Source organism: Microbacterium sp. ARD31 (assembly GCF_031844425.1).
This window is the reverse complement of the sequence record NZ_JAUZVE010000003.1, coordinates 249304-265959: the sequence shown is the minus strand read 5'-3', so window position 1 is coordinate 265959 and position 16656 is coordinate 249304. Positions and strand designations below refer to the sequence as shown.

The following is a 16656-nucleotide window of genomic DNA, read 5'->3' as shown; positions in this document are numbered from 1 at the left end:
GGCCGACCCTCTGAGACCGGCGGAGGTCAGTCCTCGACGACCGTGACGGTGACCTCGATGTTGCCCCGGGTGGCGTTGGAGTAGGGGCAGACCTGGTGCGCGGCATCCGCGAGCGCCTGCGCCTGGTCGTGCGGGAGGTTGGGGATGACGACCTCAAGCTCGACGGCGAGGCCGAATCCGCCCTGGCCGTTCGAGCCGATGCTGACGCGCGAACCGACGCTGGTGTCCTCGAGCGTCACCTTCTGCTGGCGCGCGACGGACTGCAGGGCGCTGTGGAAGCACGCCGCGTAGCCGGCGGCGAAGAAGAGCTCGGGGTTCGGGGCGCCACCGGCACCGCCCATCTCCTTGGGCACGCGCACGTCGGTGTCGACGAGGCCGTCGACGGTGCGGACGTGACCGTTGCGGCCGCCTCCGGTCGCGAGGGCTTCTGCGGTGTAGAGGGCTTCCATGGGGGTCCTTTCGTCAGGAGGCGATCGCCTCGTCGGTGGTGCGCATGACGCGGTTCAGGTCGTGGACCACGTCGAGCAGCATCCGTGCCTTCTCTTCGTTCAGCCCGGTGCAGCGCGCGATCTCCGCGCCGACGACGGACAGCTCCGAGCGGAGAGCGCGGCCGTCGTCGGTCAGTGCGACCTCGACGACACGCTCGTCGTGGGGGCTGCGCGAACGGGAGACGACACCGCGCGCTTCGAGGCGGCGGATGAGCGGCGACAGGGTGCCCGAGTCGAGGAAGAGCTCTTCGCCCAGCTCCTTGACCGACCGGGGCTCCTGCTCGCCGAGAGCGACGATGACGAGGTACTGCGGGTACGTCAGCTTCCACGGCGCGAGCACACGCCGATAGGCCTGCGTGAACGCGTGGCTGGCCGAGTACACCCCGAAGCACACCATCTGCTCGATCGCTCTCATCCGACAATGCTTGCACGCAACTGAATTGTGCACAACTCGCATGTCGGCCGGAAGCGGTCGCGGCCATACTGATCGCATGGGGACGACGAATGCCGCAATGGGCGACGCATACGAACAGGCGGCGATCATCGGCGTCCGTCGCGCCGCCAGACCACTGCGGTCCGCCCTCGAGCGGAACCCGCGCGACGAAGATCTGAGAACCGCGCTGGTGTTGCTCTACCGCGCGAGCGGAGTGCGCGAGCAAGCGGGTCGGTACTCCGTCGCCACCTCCGATGCCGACCCCGACGAGGTGTCCGCCTACCTGCGCTGGGCCATCGCGCAGGGAGCCGATGAGGCGCGCGTCCGCCGCCTCAGCCTCCTCGATGACGGCCAGCCGCTGCCGGAGGACTTCGTGGCGGATCTCGCGGCCGGCAGGGCGCGTCGCACGCCCGCTGAGGCGTGGGAGGCGTGGGGCGGTACCGCGATGTTCGTATTCGGAGCGCTGATCGTCATCACTCTGGTCGCGACCTTCGCGATCGTGATCTTCTGGGCACCGGCGGCGCCGTTCATCGCCCACCTGGGGTCGCGCCTGTTCGCGCTAGCGTGGGCCGTCGCCTTTGCCTGCTTCACTGTCGCCGATGTCCTTCGACGCCGCAGGAAGGATGCCGCGTGGAAGGGCGTCGTGTCCGTGGTGCTGTTCGTTTTCGGCGCGGCGGGTCTTGTGAGCCTGTTCACCGGCGGGATCTGAATGAGCAGCGTGATGCTCTTCTCAGGCGGTGCCGTTTTACACCGACGCGTGGCATCCGTTCGCCGAAACCAGTGCGATCGTGACCAAGGTGCTCCGCGAGGAGGGCGGTGACGTCACGGTCGTCGACACGCTCGACGTCCTCGCGGCGCGGATCTATGCCGCGGACCTGCTCTTGATCAACGCCGGCGGCGGCACCGCGCCGCATCCGCTCGACGCGCCGAGATCATCGCGGGTAGCGAGGACCGCTGCTCGCTCTGTACGTCGCGGCAGCGCTACTGCCGGAGCACGCGACATGGAAGGCGCGCCTCGGCGGACGCTGGGTACGCGACGTGACCTTTCACCCCGAACGCGCACCGCTGCGCGTGCGGCCCGTCTCGGCATCCGTGGCGGACCTCACACTCGACACGGTCGACGAGGCGTACACAGCGCTGCGGGTCTCCCCCGAGGCCGACGCCCTGCTCGTGCACGATGACCCCGAGGGTGTCGCGCACCCGCTCGCCTGGACCCACGAGAACAACGGATGCCGCGCCGCCTACAGCGCGCTCGGCCACGATGCGGAGGCCTACGCGTCGCCGCTCGCCCCTGAGCTCATCCGGCGGCTCAGTCGCTGGCTGCTCGCCTGACGCTCCCAGAACAAGAACAGCCCCGCCGAAGCGGAGCTTTTCTCTGACTGTCACAAACAGTCTGTGCCGAAGGAACTCGAACCCCTAACGTTCTGATCCATGCGCACAGCCGCCCGACAAGAAGCGCGCGGTCCTGCATCTTGGATGCCGACCGCAAATGCATGGCGCATACTCCAGCATCGGCCTGAAGCGCATCGCCGACTCCGCGCACGATGAGGATTCCTTTGCGGGCACTGCCCGGGTGAGGTGGGATAGCGGGCACCTCGACCGCGCCTGCGAGCGGACGAGGCGTCGTCTGGTTCGGAAGCTGTATCCTTAGCGGCCCAGGCCCTCAAGAAATCGTCGTGCCTCCTCGTCGTTACGGCGCCCCTCTTCGCGGTACGAGTCCGCCACCGAGCGAAGCGCGCCAGCCGTGCGGGGGTGCGTAGCTTCAATGCGGGCGGCCTGGCCGTCGTACACCGCGGCGAGATCGAACTCTTGCGCTCCTCCGTCAGTCATTCCGCGTGAGGTGACTCCCCGCTTGTTGTGAAGACCCATCACGAAACCTCGCTCAAGATGATCGGTTGCGGCCACTTCGAGTACGTCTCGCACCGCGCGAGTCGGGAAGGCGCCGTCCGGATCGGTGGGAGCGTGAGCGAAGACCTCTCCGATCTGAAGCTCGCCAATCTCCAAGCGATCGATCTCCGATAGCCCGGCGCGCGCAACCTCAAGCCACGCGCCCAGGAGATCTGCATCAACGCGACCATCCGGAGTACTGCCGGGTACGAGCCGCCACTCGCGAAGTAGACGGTATACATTGCTCGCGTACTGTGCGTCGACTGGGCTCTCGTCATCACTTTCGGTCGAGGCCCGCTTGAACGCGATCTTGATCAACTCAACAAAAGAGTTCGGATCGCGCGCGAGAAGCCGTTGAAGTGATGGAGCGCCCTCACCGTGGTGAAGCACTGGCAGAAACTTCCACTCGAGCTGCCCGACCAGCGCCTCTTCGACGTCATGCGTCCGGACATAAGCCAGTAGTGTCGACAGATCATGCTCCGAGACGCGGCCCGCGTCGGTTTCATCGCCAGTGAAGGCGAGGAGTGCCTCGACAACTATGTCCACCGCGATCTCATCGCGACGGTTTGCGTAGATGCTTAAGGTGTCAACGGCTGTTGCGGCGCGCCCGTGCGCGAGGAGATGGCGGGCAACCTCATTCACGTAACGGAAGTCTCCGCCGCGTCCATATGGGACGAACTCCGCCCAGTAGGCGTCCTCAACCTCTTGACCCTGCTCAGCAATCACGCCCCAGGCCTCGACGACGTCGGCCGCGGATTGCAGCAGTCGCGCTTTCGCCAGCGGTTTCCCCTCCAGGTGGTTAAGCCATGGCTGAATCTGAGCTAAGTCCCCTCGGAAGCGAGCGCGCGCGTATCCGTGCGCAAACTCAGCCCGCTTCAGATCTTCGCTGTCCAGATTTGCGAGCGCCTCCGCTTCAATCCCCACTCCGGCGGCGGCCGTCGCAGCCCCAACAGCAGCCGGTAGCGCGACCTCACTTGCGAGTTGTGGAAGCGCTTGGAAGCCCTCTGCCTCAAGGATCACCCGGGCTGCCTCGACGCGAGCCGCCGCAAGCGCTTCTTCATATACGGCGTAGTCATCGGCGATAGATACACCGATATCCGGCGACCAATCGTCGAACAGCCACCGGAACGTTTCCTTCGGCGACGAGGGCGCGAATTCCGCAGCTACAGCTGCGAGCGGCTCCAGCCACTCCTCCGAGAGAGACCATTCGGAGTCGGGGAACTGCCGATGCTTTCGCACGAAGTCCTCGATCGTCTCCCAGAGGTGAAGCACAGCCGCGGCGTCTAGCGCCTCGCCCGGAAGCTGACCGAGCCTCTCGATGACCAGACTCTTCCCTTGGTTCGACAAGCGGTCGAACGCCTCCACGACCTGCGCCCACCGTCGTGGGTCGTCTCGCGCAAACTCAATGACGCGCTCCGATATGGCGCCCACGAACTCGTAGATCTCGGCGTAGGTGGTTGGTCGTTTCGACTTGCTGGCCCAGTCACGAAACCGCGGCTTGCAAGTCTGCATCGCCACCTCTGAAGGCCCCGGAAGGAGTCCAAGCATCAGCTTCCACGTGACTGATTCGTGTCGTGACAGGAGAGCATCAATGACAAGCAGTCGATTCCCCAAAGGCGCCGAAGTCTGGGGCAACCAAGGACGGAAGATCTCCTGCAAGCTACTCGCGGGGCGATTGCTTAGCTTGCCGCCGGGGTCGATCTCGGCCAACATCGAGAGCACCTCGGCCGCGAAACCAAGGTGACTGCTAGACCACGCAACGCATTCAAGCGCCCACAGTACGCCGGTATGCGGACTGCTCACATGCCATCCGCTGGTCTCGTCCTGGAAGAAGTGGCGTGCGAGGGGCGCGCTTCCGCTCGCCGCGTCCGCCGCCGATCTGAGGAAGACATCGGGGGCCGCCTCCGCGAGCAGCGGAAGAATGTCAGTCATCGACTCCCATAGTTGCGCGGAACTGTCCGCATTAGCTCGGCTCACCAACCGCCACACAACGCGTTCAGCCCACTGACGCCCCGATCGACCGCCGCTCAGGCGAAGTTCGTCACCCCGTGCCCCGAGGAGCGCTACCGCTCGCGCCAAGCCGCCTCGCAGATCGGTCGAGTGGACTCGGGTCTTCCCGTAGACGCCGGCACTCCATCGTTCCTCCGGCGGCAGTTCGAGGCGTGGGTCCACTGCCCCAAGCACCGTCTGAACCGCGTGTTCGAGTGCCTCCAAATCTGTCTCCCGGATTGTGAGGCGCGCGGTCCGCCAGGAGTCCTCATCGGCCGCGACCGCCCACGTTCCTCCAACGCGGGTGAATAGCGGGTCCGGCTGACCCAGGATCGACTCGAGTTTGTCAGCGAGGGCCAACTGTGTCGCTCCGGTAAGAGACTCCATCACCTCAAGGTCGCCGCTCCTTAGCTGACTCCACGCGCCCGCAAGCCACGCTCGACGTACGGCGACGTCTGAGAGGTCGCGTGACCACTGCTCGGGCTCGACCTGACCGAAACGCGTGGCCACCCTCCGCAGAGCGAGCAGGCTCTTGGTCCCGGCGCGTACGAATCGGTCGAGGTCCCCTTCCGCGACACCAACCTCCTCCAACGCAGCGCGGAGGGTGAGATGGTCGAGCGGCGGTAGCTCGATGTCCGCGTCGCCCTCGGTGACAACAAAAACCACGTGGTGATTCTCGGCGAGGATCGCCTCACGTTGAAGTTGCTCCTCGTACGGAAGCAGGATCAACAAGCTGGCTGTGTTGTCGAGGCGTCGGAGAGTGATGCCATCGTGAACGAGCAGCGACCGGGACAACATCGGCTCCGACTCATCCGGCGGCTGAGCCATCATGGCGCAGGAGGCGAACGCCAACCCGTCGTCTACGCTCGCCGCCTTGATGAACGTCCGCCCGACGTCGACCGCTAGCCGGCGGAGCAGAAGGCCTGCACGATCTTCACGCCCGGCCAGCACGACCTTGGACGTGAGGTTCGGTTCGAACCCGCTAGAGAATCGTCGCCACCAATCTTCGATCGTCGCCGCGCCGAGTGCAGGCATGTCCAACAGTTCGGACACCCATATCCTCACTGCGGGGGCCTCCTCAAGCGCCTGCTCGAGGTCGTCGGCGTCGAGAACGCGGACGTCGCGCCAGTCGCCCTTCAGGCGCCGCTTGCGCTCCCATGTCTTCTTTCCTCGCCAGCGCCTAGGCGTGACGAACACGAAGGTCGCTTTCGATTTGTCGACCCCAAGCGAGTCTGCGGTACGGGTCTTGTAGTCCTCCGTGGCTTTGCTCGCTGGGTCGTCGCTGGTGCCCATCTCCCAGACGCTCAGGCCCTCGGGGACGAAAGGAGTCCCTCGTGAAGCTTCGACCGTGCCGTCGTACCCGGGCAGACCGACGCCTTCCCCACCTCGCATCTCAAGACTCTGAACCTGATCGTTCTCGTGGCGAATCAGCCTCCGCACCAGTCGAGGGAGGTCCGATTGCGCAGTGCGCTGGTCTGCCCACCGCTCTAGGTCAGTTGCATCCACCAAGTGAGGCGGACCCGCACGATCTGCCATACCAAGACCTCCTGCGCGCAAGCCTAAATCCCTCCGAGCCATCTCCCGAGCCCGCAAGATTCCGCGTGGCGCAGGAGATTTCCCGCAGGCCTCCGGGGAGCTATACCCCTGGGGCGCGGGCGGTCCAGCCGCTCACCGTGCGCACGAGGGTCGACCCGCGCCGCGCCGCTCGTTGAATCGTTGCCAGCACCAGGCCGCCGCTCGCACCGTCCGGTGCCTGGTGGAAGTTCGCTCCCGACCTCCGCCTGGCGGTGCGCCGCCACGGATGCGACGGACTTCACCTGTGTGACGGGCATAAGAAGGGGGCGGCCAAGTCGGCGCCATCGGGTCGAGCTGGTCTTTCGGACCAGGACCGGGAATCGTACCCGCACGCAACCCGGTCCTCTTCAGGGCGGTCGTGACTGCTCGCGTCCCAGCCGTCGGTGGATCCGCTCGGGATCGCGCCTAACCGCTTTCACCACCGTCCACCAGTGAGCCGATCAATCGGCGAGATAGGACCCACGATCGTCCGGCATCATTGCCGATCGTCCTAGCGTGACGGAAGGGTCGCGAAGCGCCAGAGTGACACTCTCACGCGTGGAAAGGGTTCGCCTGCTGGTGGGAGGACGCGATGCAGAAGTCATCGTTGATCTTGACGACCAACGCAATGGTCAGTCGCAGCGCGTTGATGTAAGTCGCGAAGTGTTCGTCTTCGCTGTCACGGTTGGCTTGCGACCCGTGGAGGTATCGGTTTCGTAGGCGAGGCCCGTTGCTGAAGTCCACTGAGTTGAGCATGTAGTTGAAGTAGTCGGCTTCGGCGTCCGTGAGAAGAGAAGAGCGGCGCGTGATCCAACCCTTGGCGACCATGGCGCCAGCTTGTGCGCGCCCCGCCTCCGAGAGATGGAAAAAGTTTGCCGCTTCTGTCGAGAACAGTGCCGCGAGAATCTGGAACCGCTCCGGGTTGATGATGCAAACCCGGGATCCCGTGTTGCGCACAACGTCCTGTTCGATCAGGAAGTCGATGCTCGGCCGCTGGTAGTCCTCGAAGTCGTCGTAGGCCACCTCATTCTCGACGAGGAGTCCCGCGGCAGTGTCCGACTTCAGGTCCTCGTTGATGTAGGTCAGCGAGGACTGATCTGAGAACAGCAGGTGGATGATGGTGTTGAGGTCGTCGCTGCCGGTCGGGTAGAGGTACTTCCCGGTCACCAGACTCGGGATTTCCCGGTATCGAACTTGCTCGGATGCGACTTCGAGCAGTTCGCGATCGAGTTCACCCTCCTGGACGTACTGGGTGTACTGGTTCGCCGCGCTCTCCATCTCCACGAACAGATGTCTGACCCGCTGAAGGTGCGAAGCGTCCCTGTCTGACGCGGTGAATGAGAAGCCCCTTGCTCCGAACTGCTCGGCAAGGTACTTCTCAAAGAACCACGCCATCACCCACTCCAGCTCAATGCCTTTCGAATGGAGGAAGAAATGATACAGCCGTGTCTGCAGCATCGTTCGTATGTCTGTTGACTGGAACTCTGCACCAACTTTGTACTCGTGCTTTCCGGTCGTGCCAATGATGCGCTCCATGACCCCGAGCTGCGCGGGGTAGGACGGCAACACCAGGAGTGCTTGCTGATCGACGAAGCCGAATAGGTGTTGAAAGTTGTTGAGGATGCTTGGGTAGTCACACGATTCTTCCAGCCATCGCCTGCTGTATCGATAGCGAGCTATCCATCCGTCAGAGGTGTCGACCTCGGACGTGACAGGCGCGTTCTGGGTTTCAGAGATGCCGACGTCGCATCCTGTCTTGAGGCCCGAGTTCTCAGCGAAGAAGGCCTCGGTCATCTGTGTCGACCGTCGCCTTGCTCGAAGCCTTAGTTTGGCGTCCACTCCAGCCTGAGGAGTGTTCTTGGCAGTCGCGACTAGCCCGACGTAGTTGGGGTTCGCGTCGACGCCGTCTATGTACCGCTCGATAACCGCGCGCGCGGCGGCTGGTGTCAGACTCGACGGGAGATGCACTTCCTCCCGCACGTCGGCTTGCAGGTAACGTCGGATCAAGTGTTCCGCGCCTCGCGGAGCATTGCGCAGTTCGTCGAGGATCTCGGCGTCGTAAGCGTCTACGAGCTTCTTGCTCGCGAGCATGTCGCCGAGGTGCGCACCGGCGGCATAAAGCGCTGGAAGCATCGTCGTGCTGGGGACCCGTCGAAACACCCCGTTCCGGCCGAGCAGGTCAATGAGGTCAGCGCTGTACTCGCGGCCGACGCCACGGACGGCAACCGCAAACCCGACTTCATCCATTGCGGAGATGTGGCGCGCGACTGCGCTTCGGATTGCGGGGATCCGCTCAAGCGCTCGATCCCGCTCTTCATCGGTGTAACCCAATGGGAAGAATCCGTGTTCGAGATATTGCTGCACGTTGTGAAGTTCGAGGATGTCCGCCGTACTCTGAGGCGGTTCGTCGGGATCAAATGCCTCAACTAACTCGGCAACCCGCTGAACAAACAACCCCGTTGCCATGTCGTTCGGCCCATAGAACCGCACCCGGCGCACTTCCTCAACCTCGTCACTCACGCGTACCTCTTCCCTTGGCAACCACAGTATGAGGGATGCATCCGACAGCGCCGCATCCACGATCGGCCGTAACGCTCGTGCGGCATCGACAGTGAATAGCGCGCCTCGGGCGGCTGTGGGTAGGTGAGCGCGCGTAGGCCGGTCCTCTCTCGACCGCAGCAGAGTCGATGTTCGCGACGCCGTCGCAGGGGCCTCGCCTTCGTCCCGGATAGCCCGCCCGGGCGATCGCGCGATGACGGTACGACCAGCGCACACCAGCCGGAGCCGCTCCGGTGTGCACCAGCGTGCTCACATCGCAAAGCTCGGGCCCGCGCTGACCAGCCTGTGTCAGACGAGCACTGGCGACGAGAGCCGCGTCACTAACCAAGCGCCGATCAGACCGCGTGGAGCAGCCCGGGAAACAAGAAAAGCCCCGCCGAAGCGGGTCCTTACTTGGACTGTCTCAACACAGTGTGCGCCCGAAGGGACTCGAACCCCTAACCTTCTGATCCGTAGTCAGATGCTCTATCCATTGAGCTACGGGCGCATGGCCTGTTTCCGGGCCGAGGAACAGCATACGTCACCGCGGGCCGCATCCGAAATCGAGGCCTATTCGAGCTCGCCCGGATCGATCCCGCCGGGGCCGGCCTCGAGGATCGGCTCGGGTTCGACGCCCTCTTCGCGCAGCGCCTGCTGCTTGGCGACGCTCCGTCGGTGCGCGCGGAGCTTGGGCAGGTCGACCAGGCGCAGCGCCTGCATGCGGGCCACCCGCATCCGCTCGTAGTCGGCGTCGAGGTCGGGACGCGCCGCCGTGATCCGAAGGGACCGGTCGATGTTCTTCGACACCTCGGCCCAGGCGGCGTCCCGCGCGTCGACGACGAGCTTGCGCAGCTCCTCCTGGTCCTCGGCCCGGGCGCGCAGCTCCTTCGCGACGTGCAGCGACTGCTTGCGGCGGCGACGGAGGTTGCGGACGTCGCGACTGCGATAGTCGTGCGTCCCGCTCGAGTCGGAGTAGCGCGTGCGCGCCGCCTTGCGCTCGCGGTCGGTGCGGGCGGCATCCGCTTCGGCCTCTTCGGCGAGCGAGATCAGGATGTCGCGGGCATCGCCGAGGAAGCGCTCCGGATCGAAGTCGTCACCGTCGACGAGGATGTCGACGAGGATGCGGTTCTTCAACGCCAAACGCGTCGCCGCGGACGCGATGTAGAGCCCCTCGGCGACGACGTCCCGGGTCCTGACCCGCTCATTGTCCGTCACGCTCACCCCTCACCGACGATTCTACGAGGCAGGCGCAGCGGATGCCGGTCAGCCGAGCGACGGCAGCGCGTGACCGGCCGGGCCGTCGCCGCGCAGCGGCGGGAACCGCCAGGCGATCGAGGCCGCGCCGCCGGGGGCGATGTCGACGAGGAGCGAGTGCGGTGTCTGGATCATGCGCAACCGCGCGTGCCACGCACCGTCCGCGTCCACGCCCGCGACGGCGCGGAAGGGCACCGCGTCGAGCCCGTCGGCGGGCGCCGGCCACTCCCCCTCCGCCCACGTGCCGCGACCGACGGGAAGGGTCACATCGAGACCGTCGCCGAGGAACCGGAGAGTCCACCCGTCGCCCGTCTCGGCGACCTCGACGCGCTCGGCGCCCGGCACGGCCTCTCCGAACGAGAACGGGCCCACGACCGGCGACGACACGTCGGCGTCGAAGGTTCCCGCAAAGCCCGCGCCGGTGTCGTCCGGCAGCGGGAGCGCCAGCGACGAGAGCCGCGCCGCGAGTGCCGCATCAGCCTCGGCGGTGCCCGCACCCGTCATCGCGGGGCGCAGGTGCGTCGCGATGAGGCTCAGCAGCTCCTGCATGTCGATCGTCTCGCCGGTCGTGACGATCACGGCATCCTCTTCGGGCCACACGATGATGAACTGCCCGTATGCACCGTCGCCGCGGAAGCCGTGCCGGTTCATCCAGTACTGGAAGCCGTACCCCTGCTGCCAGTCGATCGGCTCGGGTGCGCCGGAGCCGCGGTACGCGGTGTCGTTGTCCATCTGCTTCGACGTGGCGGTGGCGACCCACTCGGGGTCGAGGATCTGCTCGCCCTGCCAGCGGCCGCCGTCGAGGACGAGCTGCCCCGTCTTGGCGAGCGACTCGGTGAAGACGTGGATGCCGCTGAAGCCCATCTCGACGTCGCCGAGCATCATCCACTGCGCCTCGTGAATGCCGAGCGGCTCGAGCAGGCGCGAACGCAGGTAGTCGAGGATCGTCCCGCCCGTCGTCTTGGCGACGAGCCGCCCGACGCCGTAGATGGTCGGCTGACTGTAGGCGAAGACGCTGCCCGGCTCGCGCTCGGGCGGAACGCGGAAGAATCCGGCGAGCACGTCGCCGCCCGCACCCTCCGCCGCGGCTGCGGCACGGTCGAGCGCCTCGCTCTCGTGCCCGCTCGACATCGTCAGCGCGTGACGCACGAGGTATCGGCGGTACTTGTCGTCGACGTCGTCCGGCACCAGCTCGGGGAAGTGGTCGATCATGACGTCGTCGAGTCCGAAACGCCCCTCCGCGACGGCGAGACCGGCAGCGGCGGACGTGAAGGTCTTCGACAGCGAGTACACGAGGTGCTTCAGATCGGGCGCGAACGGCGCCCACCATCCCTCGGCGATGACGGTGCCGTGGCGCAGCACCATGAGGCTGTGCATCTCGGCCTCGGTCTGCCCGACGGCGTCGAGCAGGCGTTCGACACCGGCGGCATCCACCCCCTGCGCGGACGGGGTGGACCGGGGCAGGGAGGAGGACGTCGACGTCATGCCGCCATCCTAGGGATGACGACGCAGGGTCAGATCGCGGCGATGCGCCACGACGCCGAGAACTCGGCGCCCGGCTCGAGCACCAGCAGGCCCGCGTCGTAGTCGTACGAGGCGGCGTTGAAGGCGTCGGGCGCGCACGTCATCGGCTCGACGGCGACACCGTTGCGGTGCGCCGGGTTCGCGGGCCCGTCGGGCTTGTCGCCCGTGTACACCTGCACCCACGGGCACTCGGCACCCCAGGTGACCTCGACGCCGACACCCGACGGGTCGGTCAGGCGCAGGACGGCCGTACCGGCGGCATCCGTCTCGAGATCGGTGAACGCGTGGTCGAGCTGCACGTCGCCGAGCGGACGGGGCGCGCGCCGATCGAACCGCTCGGGGTCGTGGTCGGTCACGGGGTGGAGCGCGACGGGGCTGAGCCGGTCGGACGTGACTTCGAGGACGGATGCCGCAGGCAGTGCGAGCGTCCATTCGTCGAGCGGCGCGGGGCCGGCCTTCAGGTACGGGTGCGGGCCGGTGCCGAACGGTGCGGGCCGGTCGCTGAGGTTGCGTGCACGCACCGTCTGCGTGAGCCCGTCCGCGCCGAGGGCGTACGTCGTTTCGACGCGCACACGCCACGGGTAGCCTGACTGCGGGACGACGGTCGCGCCGAGGGTCACCGCGCTCTCGGTGCCCGAGACGCGCTCGAAGTCGGCCCACGAGAGCAGGCCGTGGAGGGCGTGCGAGCGTTCGGGTTCGGTCAGCGCCGCCACGAGCTCCTGGCCGTCGAAGGTGTACGTGCCGTCGACGATGCGGTTCGGCCAGGGGGCGAGCGTCGTGCCGCGGTAGTCGGGGCGCACCTCGTCGGCGTCGAACGGGACGATGAGGTCGCGGCCGTCGTGGCGGAGGACGCGCAGCGAGGCGCCGGTCGAGGCGATGACCGCCTCGTACGGGCCGAAGCGAAGGGTGTGCTGGGTGCCGGAGAGCGGCAGGGCGGAGGTCACGGGCGGAGCATCACTTTCAGGGCGGCGCGGTCATCCATCAGGCGGTAGCCGTCGGCGGCTTCGCCGAGGCACAGTTCGCGATCGAAGACGGCCCCGGGGTCGACTGTACCGTCGAGGACGCCCGGCAGGAGGTCGTCGATGTACGCCCGGACGGGCGCGACGCCGCCGGTGACCGTGATGTTCCGCTCGAACTGCAGACGCTGGAGCGGGGCGTCGGCGTACTGGGGCACGCCGACACGGGTCACGGTTCCTCCCGCGCGCACGGCGCCGAGCGCCTGCTCGTACGCCGGCAGGTGGCCGACGGCGTCGATGACGACGTGCGCGCCGAGGCCGCCGGTCAGCTCGCGAACGGCGGCGACGCCCTCGTCACCGCGGGCGGCGACGACGTCGGTCGCGCCGCAGCGGCGGCCCAGGTCGGTGCGCGCCTCGTGACGCCCCATGAGGATGATGCGCTCCGCCCCGAGCCTCTGCGCAGACAGCACGGCGAGCAGCCCGACGGCGCCGTCGCCGATCACGACGACGTCCTTTCCGGGTGCGACACCGCCGGTCACAGCGGCGTGCCAGCCCGTGCCGTAGACGTCGCTGAGGGTCAAGAGGCCCGGCATCCGCGGGTCGTCCTCGGCGACGTCGACCCGATACAGGGTGCCGTCGGCGAACGGGGCGCGCCGACGCTCGGCCTGCGCACCGCCGGCGCCCGTGGGCACCGAGAGGCCCGCGAAGCGGCACGAGGTCTGCAGCCCGGCGCGGCAAAACTCGCACGCGCCGCACGAGAACACGAACGGCACGATGACGACGTCACCGGGCGCGACCGTGCGGACCTCGGAGCCGACCTCCTCGACGACGCCGATCATCTCGTGCCCCATCGAGCGACCCCGTTCTGACGGGGTCATCGAGTGGTACGGATGCAGGTCGCTGCCGCAGACGCACGCGACGACGGTGCGGAGGACCGCGTCGGTGGGCTGTTCGATCCGGGGCTCGGGGGCGTCGATCACGCGGACGTCACCGGGACCGTACATATACGCAGCTCGCATCCTTGAATTCAACTACGGATGCCGGGGCTACGCGCTGTGCGAGGCTGTCGCCATGGCCGCACTCCACGATGTCGTCGTCATCGGCGCGGGCCTCGCCGGGCTCCGCTGCGCGACGCTGCTCGCCCGCGCCGGACGCGACGTCGTCGTCCTCGACGCGGCCGACGACGTCGGCGGTCGGCAGCGCACCGACCGCGTCGACGGGTTCCTGCTCGACCGCGGTTTCCAGGTCGTCAACCCGCGGTACGACGCGCTCGCCCGCGCCCTCGATCCCGCAAGCCTCGACCTGCGCCCGTTCCCCGTCGGGGTGCGTGTCGTGCGCGGCGGACGGTCGGGCGTCCTCGCGCATCCGCTGCGGCATCCCGAGCTCCTGCCGGCCACCGTCGCGGGTGCGTTCTCGGGTCTCGCCTCGGCGCGGGATCTGGTGGCCGCGGCGCGGTGGCTCCTGCCGGCGCTGGTGCGCCCGGCATCCGTCGCCGAGGGACACGACGCGACCCTTCGAGAGATGTGGGACCGCGTCGGTCTGACCGGGCCCCTGCGGTGCTCGGTGCTCGAACCGTTTCTCACCGGCGTGCTCGCCGATGACGGCGCCGCGACGTCCGGCGCGTACGCGACGCTGCTCGCCCGGCTGTTCGCGCTCGGCCGCCCGGGCGTGCCCGCGCAGGGTGTCGCGACCCTGCCGCGACGGCTCGCCGACCTCGCCCGTGCGTCGGGGGCCGACATCCGCCTCTCCCATGCCGTGCGCGGCATGGACGTCCGCGCGGACCGTGTCGAGCTCGACGGGGCCGCCCCGATCGCCGCGCGCGAGGTGGTCGTCGCCGTGGGCGGCGAGGCGCTGGCGGGGCTCACCGACCTGCCGGCACCGGCGATGCGGGGGCTGCAGACGTGGTGGTTCGGCACGGGGCCGGAGGCGCCGGCATCCGCTCTGCTCGCGGTGGACGGCGAGCGCTCTGGCCCGATCGTCAACAGCGTCGTGATGTCACGGACGGCCCCCGCTTACGCGCCATCGGGTCGGCACCTCGTGGCGGCGAGCTGCCTGCTGGGCAGCGGTGCGGACGAGCATGCCGTGCGCGCCCACATGGAGCGGATGTGGGGCGGCGAGGCGCAGAGCTGGGAGCTGCTGCGTCGCGACGACATCCCCCACGCGCTGCCGGCTCTGCCTCCGCCGCTGCGGCGCGCGTCGCCAGTGCGGCTGTCGGAGCGGGTGATCGTCACGGGCGATCACCGCGAGACGCCGTCGATCGCGGGCGCGCTCGTCTCGGGTGAACGCGCGGCCCGGGCCGTCCTCGGCTGAGCGTTACGGGCGGTCGCCGGTCGCGACCGGGCGGTCGGGGTGGTTCGCCCACTGGCTCCACGACCCGCCGTAGAGCGCCGCGTCGACGCCGGCGAGGCTCAGCGCGAACGCGGCCTGCGCGGCCGACACCCCCGAGCCGCAGCTGACGCCGACGGTCGTGTCGCCGGTGACGCCGAGCGCCGCGTAGCGCTCGCGCAGTTGCTCGGGCGAGAGGAAGCGCCCGCGCTCGTCGACGTTGCCGCCCGTGGGCGCGTTGACCGCGCCGGGGATGTGCCCGGCCCGCGGGTCCATCGGCTCGACGTCGCCGCGGTAGCGCTCGGGCGCGCGCACGTCGAAAAGGATCCCGGATGCCGGCAGCGCCGCCGCCTCGTCGATGTCCAGGCGCGGCAAGTGCCCCGGCGTCAGCGCGACGTCGCCACGAGCCGCGTGCACGGGGCCCGACTCGAGCCGGAGCCCGGCGTCTCGCCACGCCCCGAGGCCGCCGTCGAGCACGCGGACGTCGGGCACACCGGCATCCGTCAACACCCACCAGGCCCGAGCGGCGCCGAACGTCTGCCAGTCGTCGTAGACCACGACGGTGTCGCCCGTGTCGACGCCCCAGCGGCGGGCGGCGGTCTGCAGGTCGGCGATGCCGGGCAGCGGATGCCGGCCGTCCTCCGGCGCGCCGTGGGCGGCGAGCTCGTCGTCGAGGCTCACGTACACCGCACCGGGGATGTGACCCGCCTCGTAGTCGGCCCGGCCGTCAGGGCGGTCGAGCCGCCACCGGACGTCGAGGACCGTCAGCGGCGCGGCATCCCGCATCAGCCGCTCGAGCTCGTAGGGGTCGATCAATCGCGCGCGAGTCATGGCTCGACCCTACGACCGCCCGCGCCGCCGCCCCAGCGCCGAGCCGACGCGAACGGCATGCATCCGGCGCGGGTGACCGCCGCTTCCGTCGGGTCGCGACGCGAATGGGGAGTTCTCCCCCTTCCCCCTCCCGCACCTCGCGCGCAGGTCTACGGTCGGTCCGGACACCCCCGCGATCGCGAAGTTGCATGGCTCCGAGATTAGGATCGTGCGAGTGCTCCTGCAGGAGGTTCCGTGACGACGCCGACGCACATCGTGCAGCTCAACGGGTTCGCGCGCTCTCCCCTGGTGGACGTGGCCCGTCCGTACGAGGACCAGATTCGGTTCTCCGTCCGGCGGATGGACGGCGCGAAGCTGTGGGCGTACAGCCTCTGGCGTGCACCGGACGGGGCCGACCTGTTGGCGGAGATTCCGTTCTCCGAGGAGTACATCCAGTGCGCCGGGGATGCCGAGGGGGTGACCGTCGAGGTCCGCGTGGTCGACGAGGCAGGCACCGCCCACCAGTACACCGTCGGCAAGCCGACCGGCGGCGACGACGCGGAGCCGACCGAGACGATCCGCTGGGACGAGGGGCGACACAGCACGAAAGTGCACCCGCACGAGGTCTTCACCCTCGACGAGGCCGCCGACCTCTTCGTCGCCTACTATCGCGACGACCACGTGCCCTCCGACCACACCCTGCGCGAGATCTGACCGTCGCCGAGCCGACGCCACCGGCATCCATCCCCTGCCGATGACCGCCGTTCCTGTCGGGTCGAGACGTCGCAGATGGTCGCGTGGCGGGCGGAGGGGCGACCATCTGCGACGCCTCGCGAGCGCGGCGGAATGGGGCCTTCTCCCCATCGCCGTCGCGGAGGCCACTCGCTACTGTCGACGG

The 16656-nt window shown here is 68.0% G+C and carries 13 protein-coding genes and 1 tRNA gene; 4 read left to right on the top strand and 10 right to left on the bottom strand.

Annotated elements, in window-relative coordinates:
• Positions 1 to 26: 26 nt before the first annotated feature.
• Positions 27 to 449 carry an organic hydroperoxide resistance protein gene (locus Q9S36_RS11740; RefSeq protein WP_217529333.1) on the bottom strand — a complete coding sequence of 141 codons (423 nt, stop codon included), beginning with the start codon at positions 447 to 449 and terminating at the stop codon, positions 27 to 29.
• Positions 450 to 462: 13 nt separating this feature from the next.
• The gene (locus Q9S36_RS11735; protein WP_396653756.1) at positions 463 to 885 is read right to left on the bottom strand and encodes a MarR family winged helix-turn-helix transcriptional regulator; all 423 of its coding nucleotides are present in this window, start codon (positions 883 to 885) and stop codon (positions 463 to 465) included.
• Between the two features lie 94 nt (positions 886 to 979).
• On the opposite strand from Q9S36_RS11735, the gene Q9S36_RS11730 reads away from it, so the two are divergent.
• Complete coding sequence (locus Q9S36_RS11730) at positions 980 to 1630, top strand: DUF6584 family protein (protein WP_311285292.1); 651 nt, start codon at positions 980 to 982, stop codon at positions 1628 to 1630.
• Between the two features lie 329 nt (positions 1631 to 1959).
• Positions 1960 to 2253: a ThuA domain-containing protein gene (locus Q9S36_RS11725; RefSeq protein WP_311285291.1), complete on the top strand. Its 294-nt coding sequence runs from the start codon at positions 1960 to 1962 to the stop codon at positions 2251 to 2253.
• A gap of 315 nt (positions 2254 to 2568) precedes the next feature.
• On the opposite strand, the gene Q9S36_RS11720 is transcribed toward Q9S36_RS11725, so the two are convergent.
• The 7 genes from Q9S36_RS11720 to Q9S36_RS11690 form a co-directional block, all read right to left on the bottom strand.
• Positions 2569 to 6090 carry a hypothetical protein gene (locus Q9S36_RS11720; protein ID WP_311285290.1) on the bottom strand — a complete coding sequence of 1174 codons (3522 nt, stop codon included), beginning with the start codon at positions 6088 to 6090 and terminating at the stop codon, positions 2569 to 2571.
• An 813-nt stretch (positions 6091 to 6903) separates the two neighbouring features.
• On the bottom strand, positions 6904 to 8871 hold the full coding sequence (locus tag Q9S36_RS11715; RefSeq protein WP_311285289.1) for a hypothetical protein: 1968 nt from the start codon (positions 8869 to 8871) through the stop codon (positions 6904 to 6906).
• Positions 8872 to 9324: 453 nt separating this feature from the next.
• A tRNA-Arg gene (locus Q9S36_RS11710) sits at positions 9325 to 9397 on the bottom strand.
• Positions 9398 to 9459: 62 nt separating this feature from the next.
• Positions 9460 to 10104 carry an asparagine synthase gene (locus Q9S36_RS11705; RefSeq protein ID WP_311285288.1) on the bottom strand — a complete coding sequence of 215 codons (645 nt, stop codon included), beginning with the start codon at positions 10102 to 10104 and terminating at the stop codon, positions 9460 to 9462.
• A 48-nt stretch (positions 10105 to 10152) separates the two neighbouring features.
• Positions 10153 to 11628, bottom strand: a complete 1476-nt coding sequence (locus tag Q9S36_RS11700; protein WP_311285287.1) for a serine hydrolase domain-containing protein — start codon at positions 11626 to 11628, stop codon at positions 10153 to 10155.
• 29 nt (positions 11629 to 11657) lie between these two features.
• Positions 11658 to 12611, bottom strand: coding sequence for an aldose 1-epimerase family protein (locus Q9S36_RS11695; RefSeq protein ID WP_311285286.1), 954 nt, complete (start codon positions 12609 to 12611; stop codon positions 11658 to 11660).
• A complete protein-coding gene (locus tag Q9S36_RS11690) occupies positions 12608 to 13642 on the bottom strand; it encodes a zinc-binding dehydrogenase (protein WP_311285285.1) in 1035 nt (344 codons plus the stop codon). The genes Q9S36_RS11695 and Q9S36_RS11690 overlap by 4 nt, the downstream gene beginning before the upstream one ends.
• 52 nt (positions 13643 to 13694) lie before the next feature.
• Here Q9S36_RS11690 and Q9S36_RS11685 point away from each other — a divergent pair, with 52 nt between their 5' ends.
• Entirely contained in the window at positions 13695 to 14933 is a 1239-nt protein-coding gene (locus Q9S36_RS11685) for an FAD-dependent oxidoreductase (protein WP_311285284.1), read from the top strand.
• Between the two features lie 3 nt (positions 14934 to 14936).
• On the opposite strand, the gene Q9S36_RS11680 is transcribed toward Q9S36_RS11685, so the two are convergent.
• Entirely contained in the window at positions 14937 to 15779 is an 843-nt protein-coding gene (locus Q9S36_RS11680; protein WP_311285283.1) for a sulfurtransferase, read from the bottom strand.
• 234 nt (positions 15780 to 16013) lie between these two features.
• Here Q9S36_RS11680 and Q9S36_RS11675 point away from each other — a divergent pair, with 234 nt between their 5' ends.
• Positions 16014 to 16472 (top strand): hypothetical protein, encoded by a 459-nt coding sequence (locus tag Q9S36_RS11675; protein ID WP_311285282.1) that lies wholly within the window; start codon positions 16014 to 16016, stop codon positions 16470 to 16472.
• The last annotated feature ends 184 nt before the right edge of the window (positions 16473 to 16656 follow it).